The 18,139-nt window shown below is 30.2% G+C and carries 20 protein-coding genes; 10 read left to right on the top strand and 10 right to left on the bottom strand.

The window, feature by feature from the left end:
- Window positions 1–3: 3 nt before the first annotated feature.
- Genes infB through pnp form a run of 4 tightly spaced genes read left to right on the top strand, consistent with a single transcriptional unit; the run spans window position 4 to window position 4,977 of the window.
- The gene (gene infB, locus F754_RS0106825) at window positions 4–2,223 is read left to right on the top strand and encodes a translation initiation factor IF-2 (protein WP_023649169.1); all 2,220 of its coding nucleotides are present in this window, start codon (window positions 4–6) and stop codon (window positions 2,221–2,223) included.
- Window positions 2,223–2,591, top strand: a complete 369-nt coding sequence (gene rbfA / locus F754_RS0106820) for a 30S ribosome-binding factor RbfA (RefSeq protein ID WP_023649168.1) — start codon at window positions 2,223–2,225, stop codon at window positions 2,589–2,591. Before infB ends, rbfA begins: the two co-directional genes overlap by 1 nt.
- A 12-nt stretch (window positions 2,592–2,603) precedes the next feature.
- Window positions 2,604–2,852: a 30S ribosomal protein S15 gene (gene rpsO, locus F754_RS0106815; protein ID WP_023649167.1), complete on the top strand. Its 249-nt coding sequence runs from the start codon at window positions 2,604–2,606 to the stop codon at window positions 2,850–2,852.
- Between the two features lie 52 nt (window positions 2,853–2,904).
- A complete protein-coding gene (pnp, locus tag F754_RS0106810; RefSeq protein WP_023649166.1) occupies window positions 2,905–4,977 on the top strand; it encodes a polyribonucleotide nucleotidyltransferase in 2,073 nt (690 codons plus the stop codon).
- A gap of 54 nt (window positions 4,978–5,031) precedes the next feature.
- On the opposite strand, the gene F754_RS07665 is transcribed toward pnp, so the two are convergent.
- The 4 genes from F754_RS07665 to fabA form a co-directional block, all read right to left on the bottom strand.
- A complete protein-coding gene (locus F754_RS07665; RefSeq protein ID WP_023649165.1) occupies window positions 5,032–6,102 on the bottom strand; it encodes a hypothetical protein in 1,071 nt (356 codons plus the stop codon).
- 61 nt (window positions 6,103–6,163) lie between these two features.
- On the bottom strand, window positions 6,164–6,949 hold the full coding sequence (locus F754_RS0106800; RefSeq protein ID WP_023649164.1) for an SDR family oxidoreductase: 786 nt from the start codon (window positions 6,947–6,949) through the stop codon (window positions 6,164–6,166).
- A gap of 3 nt (window positions 6,950–6,952) precedes the next feature.
- Entirely contained in the window at window positions 6,953–8,164 is a 1,212-nt protein-coding gene (gene fabB / locus F754_RS0106795) for a beta-ketoacyl-ACP synthase I (RefSeq protein WP_023649163.1), read from the bottom strand.
- The gene (gene fabA / locus F754_RS0106790) at window positions 8,164–8,664 is read right to left on the bottom strand and encodes a bifunctional 3-hydroxydecanoyl-ACP dehydratase/trans-2-decenoyl-ACP isomerase (protein ID WP_023649162.1); all 501 of its coding nucleotides are present in this window, start codon (window positions 8,662–8,664) and stop codon (window positions 8,164–8,166) included. The genes fabB and fabA overlap by 1 nt, the downstream gene beginning before the upstream one ends.
- 93 nt (window positions 8,665–8,757) lie before the next feature.
- Here fabA and F754_RS0106785 point away from each other — a divergent pair, with 93 nt between their 5' ends.
- The 4 genes from F754_RS0106785 (at window position 8,758) to F754_RS0106770 (ending at window position 11,699) form a co-directional block, all read left to right on the top strand.
- Window positions 8,758–9,186 (top strand): transcriptional repressor, encoded by a 429-nt coding sequence (locus F754_RS0106785; protein WP_023649161.1) that lies wholly within the window; start codon window positions 8,758–8,760, stop codon window positions 9,184–9,186.
- A 107-nt stretch (window positions 9,187–9,293) separates the two neighbouring features.
- Entirely contained in the window at window positions 9,294–9,710 is a 417-nt protein-coding gene (locus tag F754_RS0106780) for a rubrerythrin family protein (RefSeq protein ID WP_023649160.1), read from the top strand.
- 61 nt (window positions 9,711–9,771) lie between these two features.
- Window positions 9,772–11,103: a glycerol-3-phosphate dehydrogenase subunit C gene (locus tag F754_RS0106775; protein WP_023649159.1), complete on the top strand. Its 1,332-nt coding sequence runs from the start codon at window positions 9,772–9,774 to the stop codon at window positions 11,101–11,103.
- Window positions 11,104–11,105: 2 nt separating this feature from the next.
- Complete coding sequence (locus tag F754_RS0106770) at window positions 11,106–11,699, top strand: DUF3501 family protein (RefSeq protein ID WP_023649158.1); 594 nt, start codon at window positions 11,106–11,108, stop codon at window positions 11,697–11,699.
- Here F754_RS0106770 and F754_RS0106765 read toward each other — a convergent pair.
- From F754_RS0106765 to ubiE, 6 genes are read right to left on the bottom strand one after another with little or no spacing between them, the layout of a single operon-like run.
- Window positions 11,692–12,135, bottom strand: a complete 444-nt coding sequence (locus F754_RS0106765; RefSeq protein ID WP_023649157.1) for a hypothetical protein — start codon at window positions 12,133–12,135, stop codon at window positions 11,692–11,694. The genes F754_RS0106770 and F754_RS0106765 overlap by 8 nt on opposite strands.
- Window positions 12,135–12,890, bottom strand: coding sequence for a HesA/MoeB/ThiF family protein (locus tag F754_RS0106760; RefSeq protein ID WP_023649156.1), 756 nt, complete (start codon window positions 12,888–12,890; stop codon window positions 12,135–12,137). The genes F754_RS0106765 and F754_RS0106760 overlap by 1 nt, the downstream gene beginning before the upstream one ends.
- Complete coding sequence (gene dut, locus F754_RS0106755; protein WP_023649155.1) at window positions 12,887–13,324, bottom strand: dUTP diphosphatase; 438 nt, start codon at window positions 13,322–13,324, stop codon at window positions 12,887–12,889. The genes F754_RS0106760 and dut overlap by 4 nt, the downstream gene beginning before the upstream one ends.
- Entirely contained in the window at window positions 13,324–14,523 is a 1,200-nt protein-coding gene (gene coaBC, locus F754_RS0106750; RefSeq protein WP_023649154.1) for a bifunctional phosphopantothenoylcysteine decarboxylase/phosphopantothenate--cysteine ligase CoaBC, read from the bottom strand. The genes dut and coaBC overlap by 1 nt, the downstream gene beginning before the upstream one ends.
- Before the next feature lie 8 nt (window positions 14,524–14,531).
- Window positions 14,532–16,100 (bottom strand): 2-polyprenylphenol 6-hydroxylase, encoded by a 1,569-nt coding sequence (gene ubiB / locus F754_RS0106745; protein ID WP_023649153.1) that lies wholly within the window; start codon window positions 16,098–16,100, stop codon window positions 14,532–14,534.
- Window positions 16,100–16,804 (bottom strand): bifunctional demethylmenaquinone methyltransferase/2-methoxy-6-polyprenyl-1,4-benzoquinol methylase UbiE, encoded by a 705-nt coding sequence (gene ubiE, locus F754_RS0106740; RefSeq protein ID WP_023649152.1) that lies wholly within the window; start codon window positions 16,802–16,804, stop codon window positions 16,100–16,102. The genes ubiB and ubiE overlap by 1 nt, the downstream gene beginning before the upstream one ends.
- Window positions 16,805–16,835: 31 nt before the next feature.
- Here ubiE and mutM point away from each other — a divergent pair, with 31 nt between their 5' ends.
- Together mutM and rpsT are read left to right on the top strand one after the other, a co-directional pair.
- A complete protein-coding gene (mutM, locus tag F754_RS0106735) occupies window positions 16,836–17,699 on the top strand; it encodes a bifunctional DNA-formamidopyrimidine glycosylase/DNA-(apurinic or apyrimidinic site) lyase (protein WP_023649151.1) in 864 nt (287 codons plus the stop codon).
- Between the two features lie 50 nt (window positions 17,700–17,749).
- Window positions 17,750–18,010: a 30S ribosomal protein S20 gene (gene rpsT, locus F754_RS0106730; protein ID WP_023649150.1), complete on the top strand. Its 261-nt coding sequence runs from the start codon at window positions 17,750–17,752 to the stop codon at window positions 18,008–18,010.
- Window positions 18,011–18,139: the final 129 nt, after the last annotated feature.

The raw sequence follows: 18,139 nt of genomic DNA, 5'->3' as shown, positions 1-18,139 counted from the left end.
ACTATGGAAAAGAAAACAAAATTAACAATATCTGGTACAGCCAAAAAATCGTTCAAAAATATTGAGCTTGCAAAAACTCAAGGAAAAAATTCTGTAGTAATAGAAAAACAACCAAGCAAATTTCCAAGTAGAGGTGGATCGTCTAGACCTGGGGGCTTTAAGCCGAAAACGACCTCAACATTTAATAGAGGAGCTCCTGTAAAACCATCATTTGCACCTAAATCACCCCCAATAACAAATGACTTTGATCGAAGAAAGTTGGCGGAGCAAAGAGCCACCAAAAGACTTAAAGGGGACAATGATAATAAAGATAAAAAAACTTTAAAAGCAGGAACCAAAAAAAGAGAATTAAAATTAACAGTCTCACGAGCTTTAAGTGATGAAATTGAAGCAAGAGCGAGAAGCGAAGCTTCCGTGAAAAGAGCAAGGCAAAAAGAAAATAAAAATTTAACTAAAGAAGAAGCTCAAGAAAATTTAAAACCTGTTAAACGAGATGTGAATATTCCAGAAGCAATTACAGTTAGAGAACTTGCTAACAGAATGGCTGAACAATCGAGTAATGTTATTAAGTTTTTATTTGGAATGGGCGTTACTGTAACTATCAACCAAACATTAGCAGCTGATACTGCTGAGTACTTAGTAAAAGAATTTGGACACAACCCAGTAAGAGAAGAAAAAGCTGAAGAAATAATTCAGAAGATTAAAGCTACAAGAGTAGAAAATTTAAAAAACAGACCACCAATTATAACTGTTATGGGTCACGTTGATCATGGTAAGACTTCAGTCTTAGATGTTTTAAGAAGCGCAAATGTTGTGTCAGGAGAATTTGGTGGAATTACTCAACACATAGGAGCTTATCAAATAGAAAGCCAATCTAATAAGCTAACTTTTATTGATACACCGGGTCACGCAGCCTTTACTGAAATGAGAGCAAGAGGATCAAAATTAACTGATGTGGTTGTATTAGTGGTAGCCGCTGATGATGGTGTTAAACCACAAACGGTAGAGTCTATAAAGCATGCTAAAGCTGCAAATGTTCCAATTGTTGTAGCAATTAACAAATGTGATTTACCAGATGCAGATCCACAAAAAATAAAAAACCAGTTATTAGAACATGAACTAATTGCTGAAGATTTATCTGGAGACACTTTAATGGTTGAAATCTCAGCAACTACTAAAAAGAATTTAGACAAATTAGTTGAAGCAATCGTTTTACAAGCTGAAATATTGGATTTAAAAACTGATTTTGAATCTAAGGCAACGGGAATTGTATTAGAATCCAAAATTGATGTTGGAAGAGGACCTGTTGCAACAATCATTGTAACTACTGGAACTTTAAAAAAAGGAGACTTTTTTGTAAGTGGTTTGAAATGGGGAAAAGTTAGAGCAATAATTGATGATAAGGGAACAAATATTAATGATGCACCTCCATCAGCACCAGTAGAGATTTTAGGGATTAACGGTGCAGCTAAATCTGGAGATGATTTTATAGTTGTTGATAATGAAAAAGAGGCAAAAACTTTGAGTGAAAATAGAGCGCAAGAAAGTAAAGATACTAAAAATCCACTAACATTTGCAACTCAAGACTCTGCTTTTTCAGATAGTTCAGCAGAGGAATTAAATTTAATAATTAAATCAGATGTTCATGGATCTTCTGAAGCAATCAAAAATGCAATCAACCAGATTAAACATGATGAAGTTAAACCAAAAATAATTTTAGCAGATATTGGAATGGTAACTGAAACAGACGTTACATTGGCAAAAGCTTCAAATGCAGTCTTAATAGCATTTAATGTTAAACCAAGTAAGGAAGCAAAAAAATTAGCTGAGAATGAAAAAATAAAAATTTCATCTTATAATATTATCTATGAAGTTTTAGATTATATTAAGCAAAAGATGTCAGGATTATTATCTCCTGATATTCAGGAAACTGTTACAGGTACAGCTCAAATTTTAGAAATATTTAAAGTTTCAGGTGCTGGAAAAGTAGCAGGGTCAAAAGTGATGGAAGGAGAAATTACCACTGCTTCAGATGTAAGGATAATAAGAGATGGAGCGATCATTTATACTGGTAAAGTTGGAACTCTTTTCAGAGAAAAAAATCAGGTTAAACAGGTTAGCAACGGCCAAGAATGTGGAATTACAGTGAAAGATTATATGGATTTCCAAAAAAACGACACAATAGAAGCGTATAGTGTAACATCAACTGATAGAATGATTTAATGACTGATAGAATTGGAAAACCGATATCACAAAGACAGCTAAGAGTTGGAGAAATGATTAAGCAGTCTTTAAGCATGATTTTTATAAAAAATGAGGCTAAGGTCCCAAATTTAGAAACTAATACTATAACGGTTACTGAGGTGAGAATGAGTCAAGATTTGAAAATAGCTAAAGCATATGTGCTCCCACTTGGGGGAAAAAATGCTGAGGAAGTTATTGCTATGTTAAAAAAATACTCATTTTTAATCAGAAAAATATTATCACAAAAAGTGGTTATGAAATTTTTACCAAAATTACTCTTTAGAAAAGATGAATCTTTTGAATATGCGGAAAAAATAGAAAACTTAATAAAACAAACAAATAAATAGGAAAAAAGAGGCATGAACAAAAAGGCACAAGAATTAGCAATGCATGAAAAAGATACTGGATCTTCAGAGGTTCAGATTGCTTTGTTAACAGAGAAAATTGAAACTCTCTCTACACATATTAAACAATTCAAAAAAGATAAACATTCATCTGTTGGATTGTTGAGAGCGGTAAATAGAAGAAAGAAATTGTTAGAATACTTAAAAAATACAAAAATGGATTCTTACAAAAATGTACTGTCGAAATTGGGATTAAGAAAATAAAAATTAAGATAGATAGAATGGAACGAAACGAACGAAACGAAATGGAAATGAAATGTTTAAAGTACACAAGAAAGAAATAGAAGTAGCAGGAAAGAAGATAAGTTTAGAAACAGGTAAAGTAGCAAGACAGGCAGACGGAGCAATCATCGCTTCATGTGGTGAAACAGTTATTTTAGCAACGGTGGTAGGAGCAAAGAAAGTAAATCCAGATATGGATTATTTTCCATTATCAGTGAACTACCAAGAAAAATATTATGCAGGTGGAAAAATTCCAGGTGGATTTTTTAAGAGAGAAGCAAGACCCACTGAAAGTGAACAATTAATATCAAGATTAATTGATAGACCTATCAGACCTTTGTTTCCTGGTGAATTTAAAAATGAGGTTCAGTTATTACCAACAGTAATTTCATATGATAAAGAAAATCAACCAGACATCTTAGCAATTAATGCATCTTCTGCAGCGTTAGCTATCTCAGGAATGCCATTTATGGGTCCTGTAGGAGCGTCTAGAGTAGGTTATATTGATGGTAAGTTTATTCTTAACCCATCAAAAACTGAATTAGAAAACTCTACTTTAGATTTAGTTGTAGCAGGTACTAAAGATGCTGTGCTTATGGTTGAATCTGAAACATCAGGTTTAACAGAAGAAGTAATGTTAGATGCAGTTAAATTTGGTCATGAGGGATTTGTTCCCGTAATCGAAATGATTGAGGAACTTGCAAAAGAATGTAGAAAACCTGAGTGGACTGTTGAAAAGAAAGATTTATCTGAAGTTAAGCAAAAACTTGAGAGTGAATTTACCGAAGGTCTAACCAAAGCTTTTGGAACAATAGATAAACAAGATAGATCAAATCAAATTTCAGAAATATCTGAAAAAGCCAAGCAGCTTTTTGCTGATAATGAAAATTATTCTGATTTTAATGTTAATGATGAGTTAAAAAATCTTGAAAAGAAAATTGTTAGAACTGATATTCTTAAAAACAAAAAAAGAATTGATGGTAGAGGTTTAGCTGATGTAAGAGCTATTGAATGTGAAGTTGGTGTTTTACCAAGAACTCATGGTTCAGCATTATTTACTAGAGGGGAAACACAAGCGATTGTAGTAACTACTTTAGGTACTTCTGATGATGAACAAAGAATAGAAAGTCTAGATGGACAGTCCAGAGAAAGATTTATGCTTCATTACAACTTTCCTCCTTTTTCAGTTGGTGAAACCGGAAGAATTGGAACGGGAAGACGTGAAGTTGGTCATGGAAAATTAGCATGGAGAGCAATAAATTCTTCACTACCTTCAAAAGAGGCGTTTCCATACACTTTTAGAATAGTATCAGAGATTACAGAGTCTAATGGTTCTTCTTCAATGGCTACTGTTTGTGGGGCTTCACTTGCGTTAATGGATGCTGGTGTACCGATTAAAGAACCAGTTGCAGGTATTGCAATGGGTTTAATTAAAGAAGGTGATGATTTTAGTGTCCTATCAGACATTTTAGGTGATGAAGATCACTTAGGAGACATGGACTTTAAAGTTGCTGGAACTAAAGATGGAATTACTTCACTTCAAATGGATATCAAAATTACTGGTATTACTTTTGAAATCATGGAGCAGGCTTTAAAACAGGCTAAAGATGGAAGAGTTCATATCTTAGGTGAAATGAATAAAGCTTTAAGTGAGTCAAGAGCTGATGTTGGACAACACACTCCAAAAATGGAACAGATTACAGTTGATAAAAAAGATATCGCTGCTGTGATTGGTAAAGGTGGTGCAACGATCAGGGAGATTGTTGAAAAATCAGGTGCAAAAGTTGATGTAAATGACGAAGGAGTTGTAACAGTTGCCGCTCCTGACGAAGAGTCTAGAAACATTGCTATGCAGTTCATTAAAGACATCACAGCAAAAGCTGAACTGAATAAAATTTATTCAGGTAAAGTTATGAAAATTATGGAATTTGGTGCATTTGTTAATTTCTTAGGAAAACAAGATGGACTTGTTCATATTTCAGAATTAGCAGATAAAAGAGTTGCTAAAGTTACTGACGTTGTCAAAGAAGGTGACGAAGTAAAAGTTAAAGTGATTGGTTTCGATAGAGGTAAAGTTAAACTTTCTATGAAACAAGCTGCAGAATAACTTTTTAAATTAAAATTTTAAACCCCTGGAATGAGAGTTTCGGGGGTTTTTTTGTTAAAAGATTTTATAAAAATTAGTGTAAATCTTATGTCTAAAATAGAAGTAATTTCTTTGTAAAAAGAAAAAACTAACAACTATATAATCTATTATATTTGTAGATGGTTTTTGCTGATTTTTATTTAAAAGAATTTTTTTAAAAATCTTAATTGTACTTTTTTCAGATAATTCTTTTTTAAGATCATTTGAATTATAATTTCTATCTTTATCAAAATTAATTATTTTTAAATTTAAATCCTTATATGAATAATATGGAATTATATTATTTTTACAGATTTCAAAATGAGCTCTTTGTCTACAAAAACCATATGTAAATATAGGCTTATTTTTTATAGCAAATTCAGCACAAGATAGACCAAAACTTTCTCCTAAAGACCTTGCGTGTAACATTGCATTACATGAATTAATAAATTTAACTTTTTGAGTTTGATTGAATGTACCTTTGATAAATATAACTTTTTTATGATTATAGAATTTTCTAATATTCATAAATAAAAAATATATTTTTTTATTTTGACTAACTACTTTTTTAATAACATCTTTTACAAAATTTAGATCAAAACTAGTTTCTCCTCCATGATATCCAAACACTTTAGCATCTTTAGGGATCTTTAGTTTGGTTCTTAAATTTTGATTATTTTTTAAAAGCTGAACTGGTAAAGGGGCAAATGGAAATTTATTATTTGAGCAAGTTTTAGATAGCCATTTAGATATAAATGCATAGTTAGACCCATGATATTGAAATATATTCTGAGGAAATACAGCGTGAATTATATTTTTAGAATTATTCACTATTTTATCTTTAGCACCATCTCTCTGAAAATAGATATAATCTAATTTTAAATCTTTATTTATAATTTCTAACTCATCAATACTTGAAACCTTAATTGTTTTAAATTTTTTTTTAAATTCTTTTATTGCTTCTGGTCGATTGTCCAAAGCAGTTGAATTATAAAATATAATTGATTTATTTTTTAAAATTGTCTGATTGTTCCTAGCATAAATATAGATTGAATTAGCTATTCCTCTGAAGTTTAATTCTCTAAGGTAAAAACCAACTTTTAACATAATCTCTGATATTACATTTTTATGCTAATTCTAAAAAAAATTAACTAAATTAAACTATATTTTAGGAGATATTCTTAGGATCTGGCATCCCAACCTTGTTATATCCAGCATCTACATAGTGAATTTCACCAGTAACACCGTTTGCAAGATCACTTAGTAGATACAATGCTGAATTCCCAACATCATGTATATCTACGTTTCTTTTAAGGAAAGAATGGTCTTCATTCCATTTATATAGGAATTTTGCATCTCCAATAGCAGAAGCTGCTAGTGTTTTAATAGGTCCGGCACTTATTGCATTTACTCTCATACCTTTAGCGCCTAAATCTCTTGCTAGATATTTAACACTAGATTCTAAAGCTGCCTTACACACACCCATTACATTGTAATTAGGAATAGCCTTGTTTGCTTCATAGCTTAGAGTAATTAGACTTCCACCATCTTTCATTATTTTAGATGCTTCTTTTGCAACTTCTGTAAATGAAAAACATGAAATCAACATACTTCTTAAAAAATTTTCTCTAGTTGTATTTAAATATTCACCAGATAATTCTGACTTGTCCGAAAACGCAATTGCATGAACTACAAAATCAATTTCTCCCCATTGAGATTTAACATCCTCAAACAATTTTGTGACATCTTCTTTTTTTTCAACATCACAACTAAATGTTACTTTTGAATTTAATTTTTCTGCCAAAGGAATAACTCTTTTTTTTAAAGCTTCACCTAAATAGGTAAATGCAAGTTCTGCTCCAGCCTCAGCGAGTTTTTGTGAAATACCCCAAGCAATAGATCTTTCATTGGCAACACCCATGATTAATCCTTTTTTACCTTTCATCAAACTCATAATTTAAACCTTTTCAAAAATTAATGCAGCATTAGTTCCACCAAAACCAAAACTGTTAGACATAACAGTGTTTAAAGTTGTACCAGTCTCAGTTTTTGAAACTATTGGAAATTTTTTAGCTTCTTCGTCCATCTCATTAATGTTTGCTGATCCAGCAATAAAATTATTTTTCATCATTATTAAACAATAGATTGCTTCATGAACCGAAGCAGCACCTAGTGGATGTCCTGATAAAGATTTTGTTGAACTAATTTTTGGAATATTGTCACCAAAAGTATTTTTAACAGCATTTAGTTCTGTAATATCTCCAACTGGAGTAGAAGTTCCATGAGTATTAATATAATCAATTTTATTTTTAGCTGTAGACATTGCCATTTGCATACATCTCACAGCTCCTTCACCAGATGGAGCTACCATATCGTATCCATCAGAAGTTGCTCCATAACCAGTTAATTCTGCATATATTTTAGCACCTCTTGCTTTAGCATGCTCGTACTCTTCAAGCACTAATACACCTGCACCACCAGCTATTACAAAACCATCTCTTGTTTTGTCATATGCTCTAGACGCTGTTTCAGGTACATCGTTATATTTTGATGATAATGCTGTCATAGCATCAAACATCGCAGTCATTGCCCAGTGAACTTCTTCACTTCCACCAGCAAAAACAACATCTTGTTTACCCATCTGAATTAATTCCATTGAATTTCCAATACAGTGTCCGCTTGTTGCGCAAGCAGAACTCATTGTGTAATTTGTACCTTTAATTTTAAATGGAACAGCTAGAGTTGCAGATGCAGTACTTGCCATTGTTCTTGGTACAATAAATGGTCCCATTAATTTTGGAGTTTTAGCTCGAGTTTTATCTGCTGCTAAAATTACATTTTCAATTGAAGGTCCTCCTGAGCCCATGACAATACCAGTTTTAAAATTACTTACTTCTGTATCTTCTAAACCCGAGTCCTCAATTGCTTCTTTCATAGCAATATAATTGTAAGCAGAACCTGAGCCCATAAATCTAATTGTTTTTCTATCAATATGATCTTCAAGTTTTATATTTGGTTTACCATGAACATGACTTTTAAGATTATGTTCTTTATATTCTTCAGCATAAGAAATTCCTGATTTTGAATTAATTAATGATTGATGAACTTCTTCTTGATTGTTTCCTAAACAAGAAACAACCCCTAGTCCTGTTATTACCACTCTTCTCATTATTTAAATAATCCCACTTTTAAACTATCTGCTGAATATATTTTTTTATCATCTGCAAACACTAAACCATTAGCTAAACCAACAGTGGTTCCTCCAGGCGACATAATTTTTTTCATATCAATTTCATACCTTACATTTTTAACACTCTTAATAACTTCACCAGTAAACTTTACTGTGCCAACTCCAAGAGCTCGTCCTTTACCTGGGTTTCCAAGCCAACCCAAATAAAACCCAACTAACTGCCACATTGCATCAAGACCTAGACATCCTGGCATTACTGGATCCCCTTTAAAGTGACATTCAAAAAACCAAAGCTCATCTTTAATATCTAATTCAGCTTTTAATGAGCCTTTATTATAAGAACCGTTGTTTTCGTTAATCTCAGTTATTCTATCAAACATGAGCATTGGAGGAAGTGGTAATTTGGCGTTTCCTGGGCCAAAAAGCTCACCATTTCCACATGTTATGAGATCATCGTAGCTATAAGAGTTTTTTTTCATAAAATTTGAGTTCCCTTAATACTTGATTTAATGATAATATAATATAATAAAACGCTACAATTTATTTTTAGTTTAGAATAATTATAAAGAAATATGTCAAAAAACTGCAATTTTATTGATAAATTAAGAGAAGCTGGGTTAAGACCAACAAAACAAAGGGTTAAAATCTGCGAAGTTCTATTTAATAGAGACAAAACATTTCATTTTACAATTAACGATTTAGCAAAAAAAATTTCAGAAGATTTAAACGAAAAGATTTCGTTAGCTACGGTTTATAATACAGTTCATCATTTTGAAAAAAAAGGTTATCTAAAAGAGATAACAATAAATAGCGATAAAAGTTATTTTGATACAAACACATCAGCCCATCATCATTTTTATGATGAAGATACCCATGAATTAATAGATTGTAATCAAAACGATATAGATTCTATAAATGTCAAAAATAATATTACTGGAAAAAAAATAAAATCAGTCGAAGTTTTGATTAAAGTTGCGAGTGATAATCAAAATCAAAATTAATCTAATAAAATCAATCATTTAAATAATACATTATAATTATTCTAAACTATTGACTTTAAGTTTAGAAACATTATATCTTTTAACATCATTAAACTAAGGAGAATACAATGTCATTAAAAGGAACAAAGACAAAAGAAAATCTAGAAGCTGCATTTGCTGGTGAAAGCCAAGCAAATAGAAGATATCTTTATTTCGCACAAAAAGCAGACATCGAAGGATACAATGATGTTGCATCAGTATTTAGATCAACAGCAGAAGGTGAAACAGGTCACGCGCATGGTCACCTAGAGTATTTAGAAGAAGTAGGTGATCCAGCTACCGGTTTACCAATTGGCGAAACTAAAGCTAATTTAGCATCTGCAGTACAAGGTGAAACACATGAATATACAGACATGTATCCTGGTATGGCTAAGACAGCTAGAGAAGAAGGATTTGAGGAAATTGCTGATTGGTTTGAAACTTTAGCAAAAGCTGAAAAATCACACGCTGGTAAATTCCAAAAAACTTTAGAATCGATTAGCTAATATATTTTTTTAGTGGGCATAATATGCCCACTAAATATTCAAAAAAATTTCAATTAAAATTATGAGCAAAGAAGGTAGCTTAGACGCCCCTATTCGACACCCAATAAATTTTGAGCATCCTGATTTTTTAAATCCTGAAAAATTAGATGCTGAAATGAGAAGAGCATTTGATATCTGCCATGGTTGCAGAAGATGTTTTAATCTATGTGACTCGTTTCCAAAGTTATTTGATATGATTGATGAGTCTGAAAACGAGGATGTTGAAAGTTTAAAGAGTGAACAGTTTGAACCAGTTGTTGATGCATGTACTTTATGTGATATGTGTTTTATGACTAAATGCCCATATGTACCCCCTCACGATTTTGATCTAGACTTTCCTCATTTGATGTTGAGATACAGAACAGCTCAAAAAAAACTTGGTAAATTACCAAGTGTACCAACACAATTAGCCCAAATTGATAGAAACGCAAAAATAGGTGTTATGTTTTCAAAAATAGTTAATTGGGCATCGAGTATTAAAAATAAACTTTTTAGAAAAATTTTAGAAATTGTTGCAGGAATTGATAAAAGAGTTCAATTACCAAAATATAACTCAGAAACATTTTCAAATTTTTTTAGAAAAAATAAAGATAAAATAAATTTTAAAACTCCAAACAAAGATAGAAAAGTTGTAATCTACACAACTTGTTTTGTAAATTTTAATAAAAAAAATACAGGAGTTTCTGCGCTAAAAGTTTTAAAAAAAAATGGAGTTGAAGTCCAAGAAGCTTACCCGGGTTGTTGTGGTATGCCTTTTTTAGAACAGGCAGACCTTCCTAAGGTTGTTGATCAGGCAAAAAAAGTATCTAAAGATTTATTAGAGTGGGTTGATAAAGGTTATAAAGTAATAACTTTAACAGCTAGTTGTGGTTTGATGTTAAAATTTGAATGGCCTCTTTTATTACCTAAAGATGAAAACATAAAAAGATTATCTTCAAATGTAATGGATATAGACGAATACGTTGTTGATATAGCAAATAACGAAGGCTTGGCTGAAGGGTTACAAGAAATAGACGGTGGTGTAACAGTTCACAATGCATGTCATGCACGAGCTCAAAATATGGGTATTAAATCAAGAGACATGTTGAAACTTATTCCAAATGTTAAGTTAGATGTTGTTGAAAGATGCGCTGGACATGGAGGTACTTTTGGTGTGATGAAAGATACTCATGATTTGGCAAATAAAGTTGGAAGACCAACTGCCAGACAAATAAAAAATAAAAATAATAAATATATGGCTTCTGATTGTCCTCTAGCCGGTAAACATTTGAAACAATTAGAAGTTGACACAAATATTTCTAACGATGAGGCGTTACATCCTATAGAATTAATGGCAAAAAGTTATAGATTATGATCATGCCAAGAGAAAAAAAAGAAATTTTAAATGAAGATATTATGCCTTTAGATGTTTATACAAAAAACAGAAAAGAGCTTAGAAAAAACATTGTTAATTTTAAAAAAGACAGAAGAATAGCACTTGGACCATACGCTACTTTTTATTTTGAAAGTTATGAAACAATGTTAGCACAGGTTCAGGAGATGCTTTATATTGAAAAAGGTGGGGATGAACAATTAAAAGATGAACTGGTAGCTTACAATCCTCTAATACCGAATGGAAAAGAACTTACAGCCACATTAATGTTTGAAATTGATAACCCAGTTTCAAGAGCTGCATTCCTTAGCAAAGTTGGAGGAATTGAAGAAAAAGTTTTCATTAAAATAGATGGTGAGTTAATCAACGCAATTCCTGAAGAAGATGTTGATAGAACTTCTGCAGAAGGAAAGGCATCTTCAGTTCAATTCATTCATTTTAAACTTAATGATGAACAAATTAAAAAGTTCAAATCAGATAGTATTGATGTCGAAATTGGAATAGATCACAAAGAGTATTCACATACGACAAAACTAAGTACAGCAAACCTGAGCTCTTTATCAGCTGATTTTAGTTAATTAAGCCCCAAATATCCTTAGTTTTAATCCATCCTTGATAATCACCCGATTTGATTTTACACCATTTTTCCTGACACTTATCTACGATTAACAGTCTGCCCTTTTCTATTTGGGCTATAGGTTTTGCGAATGAGGATGGGTCTTTAAATAAAATTTTATTTTGAGTTGCAATAACAGAATTATTCTTTTTTAATTGTGAAATATGTATCCAGCCACTGTTATTTTTTAAACCAATTATTCTTCTAAAATTTTCTTTTTTATCAATTTGTTTTAAGGGTAGGTTAATTTTTTTATAAACATATTTGATATCTGAGTCAAAACTAGGGCCGTAGCGAACATTTACTTTATTTTTTTTTAAAGAAACAAAAGTTTCTTCAGCAATAGAAGATGATATTATAATTAACAAATAAATTAGTGTGTAAAAAATCTTATACATTAATTACAAATACATTTTTTTCTTTTACTAAATTTTACTTTTCGAAAGTTTAAATTTAACAAATCTAGAATTAAAATATATCCATTTAAATTTTTTCCAACATTTAAAATCTTTTTTAAAATTTCGTTAGCTTGCATAGTACCAATAATACCAGCAATAGTGCCAAGAATTCCTTCATATTCACAGTTTAAAATGTCATCAGAAATAGTTTCTTCTTGATAAAAACATCTTAAACAAGGATTTTTTATGTTATCAAAATCAAAAGTAAATACATGACCATCAAATTTACTTATAGCCCCAGTTACAAGAAATTTTTTATACTTCAAGCTTATATCATTAATTAAAAATTTTGTTTCAAAATTATCTGTGCCATCGACAATATAATCATAATTTTTTATAATCTTTATAAATTTCTTTTTGTCTAACTTAAAATTATAAGTATCAATTTTAGTTTTTGAATTAATATTATTTAATTTTTTTTTTGCGATTTTAACTTTAAATTTTCCTAAATCTTTTTCATCATACAAAGTTTGCCGATGAACATTTGAAAGACTAACTAAATCATGATCTATAATACCTATAGCTCCAACTCCTGATCTGGTCAAAAATTCAGCTACCGGGCAACCTAATCCGCCCATACCAACAATTAACACCTTTGAGTTTAAAATTTTTTTCTGACCTAAAATACCAATATTTTTTAAAATAATTTGTCTCGAATATTTTTCGAGTTGATTTTTACTTAACTTTGAACTCATTTTCCAGTTGAGCCAAATCCACCTTCTCCCCTAACCGTTCCAGGTAAAGTATCTGTTTCTTCTAAATTCATTTTAATAACAGGAGTCAAAATCATTTGAGCTATTCTATCTTTATTATTTATTACAAAATCAGTATTACCATGATTATAAAGAATAACCTTGATCTCACCTCTATAATCGCTGTCTATTGTTCCCGGGGTATTTAAAACACTAATATTATTTTTAGCAGCTAAACCAGATCTTGGTCTAATTTGAATCTCAAATTCACTAGGAAAAGCAACAGAAATACCGGTTGGAACTAAACAAGAGTTTTGTGGTTTTAATGTAATTGGCTCATTTATAAAAGCCATTAAATCCATACCTGATGCTCCATTAGTTTTATATGTAGGCAACTCAACAGATGAGTCTAATTTTTTTATAAGAACTTTCGTCATTAGTTTAATTGATTAATTATTCTATCAACTATTTCATCAGATATTTCAGATTTCTTTTTATATGAGAGTTTTTCTTTATTTTTATCACTATAGTGAATCGTTACTTCATTAAAATCAGAGTTAAAGCCAATCTTTTTATTGGACACATCGTTTGCAATAATCCAATCACAATTTTTATTATTCAATTTTGCTTCAGCATTATTTTCAACATTATCTGTTTCTGCTGCAAATCCTATAACAAGTTTTGGCCTCATCGAATTATGATTTGAAACATAACTCAATATGTCTACATTTTTTTCTAAATTTAGACTTAAGGAATTCTGTTTTTTAATTTTATTTTCGTATTTTTTATTAATTTTAAAATCAGCAACTGCAGCAGAAAAAACTGCCACATCGGCAGGTAAGTTTTTTTGAGTTTCTAATAACATTTCATCTGTTGTTTCAACTTCAATAAGTTTTATATCATTATTAATTTTTAGATTAGTCGGACCTGAAATAAGAGTTGTATTAAAGCCTTTCTTAGATAAAGATTTAGCAATTTCATATCCTTGTTTGCCGCTAGATTTATTTGTAATAAATCTTACAGGATCAATATATTCGTTTGTTGGACCAGCTGTTACTAGTGCTTTTAATTTTTTATTTTTTTTAAGATTTAAGAAATAATTGCTGATTTCATTAGAAATTTTATCAGGCTCAGACATTTTTCCCTCACCATATTCTCCACAAGCCATGTCACCAATTTCGGGACCAATAAGTTTATAACCATAATTTATTAGTTTTTTTAAGTTTTGTTTTGTAGATTGATGTTCCCACATTCTGACATTCATTGCTGGGGCTAAATAAATTTCTTTATTTGAGGCAAGAACTACAGAGGATGCTAAATCATCAGTAGTTCCTTGAGCTAATTTAGAAATAGTATTTGCTGTAGCTGGTGCAATTAAAATTACATCTGCCCACCTTGATAAAGCAATATGATCCATCTCCGTTTCATTTTCAACACTAAATAAATCGCTGTAAACTTTGCCTTGTGAAAGTGATGCAACTGAAAGAGGTGTTATAAATTCCTTGGCACTATTGGTTAAAATTGTTTTAATTTGTGCCCCATTTTTTTTGAAAAGCCGTATTGTTTCAAGACTTTTATAAGCAGAAATCCCACCACAAATTATATAGAGGATTTTTTTGTCTATCAGATTTTTCATTTGTCGAATTAAAATACCAATAACCCTATAATTACAAGAACTAATAAACCAATAATAGATTGGTTTCTAAAAGCAGTCATTTCTGATTTTTTATTATTTAAGGCTGTATAAGAATTTGAGTTTTGTGGGATTTGACCGCTGGCTAAAAATGTTAAAGCTTGATTGGCTTTATCCATTATCTCAGGAAATTCAGGCAATCTTTTTATAACCTCTGATGTATTGTTTAAAGTTTCTGTAATTGTGTTCATCGGATCTTTTGTTTCTCTTAACCAATTTTCCAGTACAGGCTTAGACGTTGTCCATATATTCGTATCTGGATTTAATTTTCTTGCAACACCTTCAACTACCACCATAGTTTTTTGCAACATTAATAATTGAGGTTGAGTTTGCATATTAAATTTTTCAGTTACATCAAATAATTGTTTTAGTAATTTACCACCAGATATATCTTTGACTGCTTGTCCAAATATAGGCTCTCCTATTGATCTTAACGCTTGAGCCAAATCATCGATTGGAACATTATTTGGAACTAATCCAGCTACCAAATGCACTTCTGCAACTTTTTTATAATCCCTTTGAATAAACCCATATAAAATTTCAGCTAAAAATCTCTTGCTAACCTTATCTAATCTACCCATTATGCCAAAATCGATAGGAGCTATTTGACCATTATTATCAATAAAAATATTTCCTTGGTGCATATCTGCATGAAAAAAACCATCCCTCACAGCATGTCTTAAAAAATGTTGAATAATGTCTTCTGCAATTTTATTTGTATCTAAATTTCTATTCTTTAATTCTTCCGTCTCTCTTATAGATACGCCATCAATCCAATCAAGTGTCATTACATTTTCACTAGTAAAATTCCAATAAATTTGAGGAACTTTAAATCCAGCATCATTTTTAGTATTTTCTGCATATTCATTGGCTGCTGCTGCTTCAAATCTTAAATCCATTTCAAGGTTTGTTATTTCTTTTAATAAAAATACCACTTCAACAAGTTTTAATCTTTTTGTTTTTTTTACAAACGACTCAATGATGAATGCAAATAACATCATTGCATCGATTTCCTCATTAAATATTTTTTTTATATCTGGCCTTAAAATCTTTATAGCTACATCTTTAATTGTCCCACTATCATTAATTTTAGCTTTGTGTACTTGCGCAATCGATGCAGCTGCAACAGGTTCGCTTAAATCAATTATTGAATTATAGGTTTCTTCACCAAGGTCCTTTTTAATTATTTCTTGTGCTTGGTTTATAGAAAAGGGTGGAAGACGATCTTGTAAATTTTCAAGTTTAGCTGACAGATCCTCACCAATAATATCTGGTCTAGTTGCTAAAAATTGTCCAAGCTTTATAAATGTAGTACCCATAGACTCTAAAGAACTAGATAATCTTTCCCCTTCATTTGTATTTAACTTTTGTTGATTATTTTTAGAAATTGAAATGGAAAGTAATTGAAATAATATTGTTATTGCTACTGGCGGTTTCTTAAATTTTGAGGCAATACTCAAAATATCTGATTTAGCCACTTTTCTTCCTAATTTAAATAAGGTTATAAGTTTTTTTATCATTAAAATTTCCACCCACTATGGATTGAAACAATTCCTCCAGAAAAGTTTCTGTAAGAACAGTTTTGAAACTTATTATTTTTCATTAATTGAATTAATTCCTCCTGATTAATAAATTGTTCTATGCTTTTAATCAGATATTCATATGGTTCTTTTTCTCCAACAATGAACTGACCAATAATTGGAATTAATTTAGAATAATTTTTATAAATAAAATCAAGATTTGAGTTTTGTATTTTTGAAAATTCTAAGCAAAAGTATCTTCCGCCTGGTTTTAGAACTCTATAAGCTTCAGAAAGAGCTTTATTTAAATTTTTCGTGTTTCTAAGTCCAAAACTAATTGTATAAAAATCAAATTCATTGTCTTTAAAGGGTAGTTTTTCAGCTGGAGAAATTACCCAATTAATATTTTTGTAACTGGAAAGCTTTTCTTTACCTTGGCCCACCATTCCTTTGTTTGGATCAACACAAGTAATTTCATTATTTTTATCAGTACTATCCAAATATAGCTTACCTATGTCACCAGTCCCACAAGCTACATCGATTAAATTTTTACCCAAAGATGGGTTCATTATATTTATTAGACTTTTTTTCCAGAACCTATGAACACCTAATGACATAAAATCATTCATAAGGTCATATTTATTGTAGACTTGATCGAATACACCTTCTACAAGCCCTTTTTTATTTTGAAGATATTGTTGCATAAAAAAAAATATATATTCAATATAGTGTGAAATGCCAGAATTACCAGAAGTAGAAATTGTAAGACAATCACTTAATAAAAAAGTTAAACAAAAAAAGGTAAAAAAAGTAATAGTAAGAAATAGAAATTTAAGACTAAAAATTCCTGTAAATTTTAATAGCTATTTTTTTAATAAAAAAATAATAAAAGTGGGTCGATTTTCTAAATATCTAATTATTTATTTACCAGAAGATAATTATTGCTTAATTCATCTTGGAATGTCAGGAACAATACATATCGTTAATAATAAATCAGTTAATAAATATACAAATACTAGTTTTTATAATTCCCCATTTTTACCAAAAAAACACAATCATGTAGAATTAGTTTTTGAAAATTTTAAGATTATCTATAATGATCCAAGAAGATTTGGTTTTTTTCAACTTATAAAAAGTAATTCTGATCTAATTAAAAGATTTAACCATTTAGGTCCAGAGCCTTTTGATAAGAATTTTAATTTAAATTATGTTTATAATTTTTTTAAAGGTAAAAATAAGGATATAAAAAATTTCTTACTTGATCAAAAATTTGTTTCTGGAATTGGAAATATTTATGCTAGTGAGATTTTGTTCTTGAGCAAAATCAATCCAATTAAAAAAGCAAAGTTATTAAGTAAAAAAGAATGCCAAAAAATTATAATTAATAGTAGAAAAATTTTACTAAAAGCCATTAGCATGGGTGGATCAAGTATAAGAGATTTTAAAGATGCATTAGGATTTAAGGGTGGATTTCAAAATGAATTTAAAGTTTATCAGCAAGAAGGAATAGAGTGCAAAAATATAGGATGCTCTGATCTCATTAGAAAAAAAATAACCTCTAATAGATCAACTTTTTTTTGTGATTCTTGTCAAAAATAGCCAATTATTTTATTGACCACCATAAATTCTCAAGTTATACCCCTGCGGATATGGCAAACACAAAATCAGCAATTAAGAGAATTAGAAGAATTTCTAAGCAAACAGCAGTTAATAAAGCAAGAAAGAGCAGATTTAGAAATGCTCTTAAAAAAATGAACCTTTTAATTGATGATAAGAAGAAAGATGAAGCTTTAAAATTCTTGCCAAAATTGAATTCAGAATTGATGAAAATTGCAAAAACTGGGATCATTAAGAGGCAAAATGCATCAAGAAATGTTTCTAGAATAACAAAAAAAATTTCTGCAATCTAAATTAAAACGCCTTAAGCGATTATAAAACAACAACCTAGAGTACTCACATCATATATTAAAATTTTATTTTTGTTTTACCATATCTAGATTTGGTAAATAAAAATTATTTTTTGATTCAATCTATAAACG

Origin of the sequence: Candidatus Pelagibacter ubique HTCC8051, assembly GCF_000472605.1 — a bacterium.
Classification (GTDB): Bacteria; Pseudomonadota; Alphaproteobacteria; order Pelagibacterales; family Pelagibacteraceae; genus Pelagibacter; species Pelagibacter communis_B.
Note: the sequence above shows the minus strand (reverse complement) of the source record. Positions and strands in the feature narration are given on the sequence as shown.

What these genes read in the sequence shown, in the direction of transcription:
- F754_RS0106770 (WP_023649158.1), top strand. Translation starts at nt 11,106, where the DNA reads ATGCCAAGAGAAAAAAAAGAAATTTTAAATGAAGATATTATGCCTTTA.
- ubiB (WP_023649153.1), bottom strand. Translation starts at nt 16,100, where the DNA reads ATGATAAAAAAACTTATAACCTTATTTAAATTAGGAAGAAAAGTGGCT.
- rpsT (WP_023649150.1), top strand. Translation starts at nt 17,750, where the DNA reads ATGGCAAACACAAAATCAGCAATTAAGAGAATTAGAAGAATTTCTAAG.
- mutM (WP_023649151.1), top strand. Translation starts at nt 16,836, where the DNA reads ATGCCAGAATTACCAGAAGTAGAAATTGTAAGACAATCACTTAATAAA.
- F754_RS0106760 (WP_023649156.1), bottom strand. Translation starts at nt 12,890, where the DNA reads ATGAGTTCAAAGTTAAGTAAAAATCAACTCGAAAAATATTCGAGACAA.
- ubiE (WP_023649152.1), bottom strand. Translation starts at nt 16,804, where the DNA reads ATGCAACAATATCTTCAAAATAAAAAAGGGCTTGTAGAAGGTGTATTC.
- fabA (WP_023649162.1), bottom strand. Translation starts at nt 8,664, where the DNA reads ATGAAAAAAAACTCTTATAGCTACGATGATCTCATAACATGTGGAAAT.
- F754_RS0106775 (WP_023649159.1), top strand. Translation starts at nt 9,772, where the DNA reads ATGAGCAAAGAAGGTAGCTTAGACGCCCCTATTCGACACCCAATAAAT.
- fabB (WP_023649163.1), bottom strand. Translation starts at nt 8,164, where the DNA reads ATGAGAAGAGTGGTAATAACAGGACTAGGGGTTGTTTCTTGTTTAGGA.
- F754_RS0106785 (WP_023649161.1), top strand. Translation starts at nt 8,758, where the DNA reads ATGTCAAAAAACTGCAATTTTATTGATAAATTAAGAGAAGCTGGGTTA.
- pnp (WP_023649166.1), top strand. Translation starts at nt 2,905, where the DNA reads ATGTTTAAAGTACACAAGAAAGAAATAGAAGTAGCAGGAAAGAAGATA.
- F754_RS0106800 (WP_023649164.1), bottom strand. Translation starts at nt 6,949, where the DNA reads ATGAGTTTGATGAAAGGTAAAAAAGGATTAATCATGGGTGTTGCCAAT.
- rbfA (WP_023649168.1), top strand. Translation starts at nt 2,223, where the DNA reads ATGACTGATAGAATTGGAAAACCGATATCACAAAGACAGCTAAGAGTT.
- F754_RS07665 (WP_023649165.1), bottom strand. Translation starts at nt 6,102, where the DNA reads ATGTTAAAAGTTGGTTTTTACCTTAGAGAATTAAACTTCAGAGGAATA.
- coaBC (WP_023649154.1), bottom strand. Translation starts at nt 14,523, where the DNA reads ATGAAAAATCTGATAGACAAAAAAATCCTCTATATAATTTGTGGTGGG.
- rpsO (WP_023649167.1), top strand. Translation starts at nt 2,604, where the DNA reads ATGAACAAAAAGGCACAAGAATTAGCAATGCATGAAAAAGATACTGGA.
- F754_RS0106780 (WP_023649160.1), top strand. Translation starts at nt 9,294, where the DNA reads ATGTCATTAAAAGGAACAAAGACAAAAGAAAATCTAGAAGCTGCATTT.
- infB (WP_023649169.1), top strand. Translation starts at nt 4, where the DNA reads ATGGAAAAGAAAACAAAATTAACAATATCTGGTACAGCCAAAAAATCG.
- dut (WP_023649155.1), bottom strand. Translation starts at nt 13,324, where the DNA reads ATGACGAAAGTTCTTATAAAAAAATTAGACTCATCTGTTGAGTTGCCT.
- F754_RS0106765 (WP_023649157.1), bottom strand. Translation starts at nt 12,135, where the DNA reads ATGTATAAGATTTTTTACACACTAATTTATTTGTTAATTATAATATCA.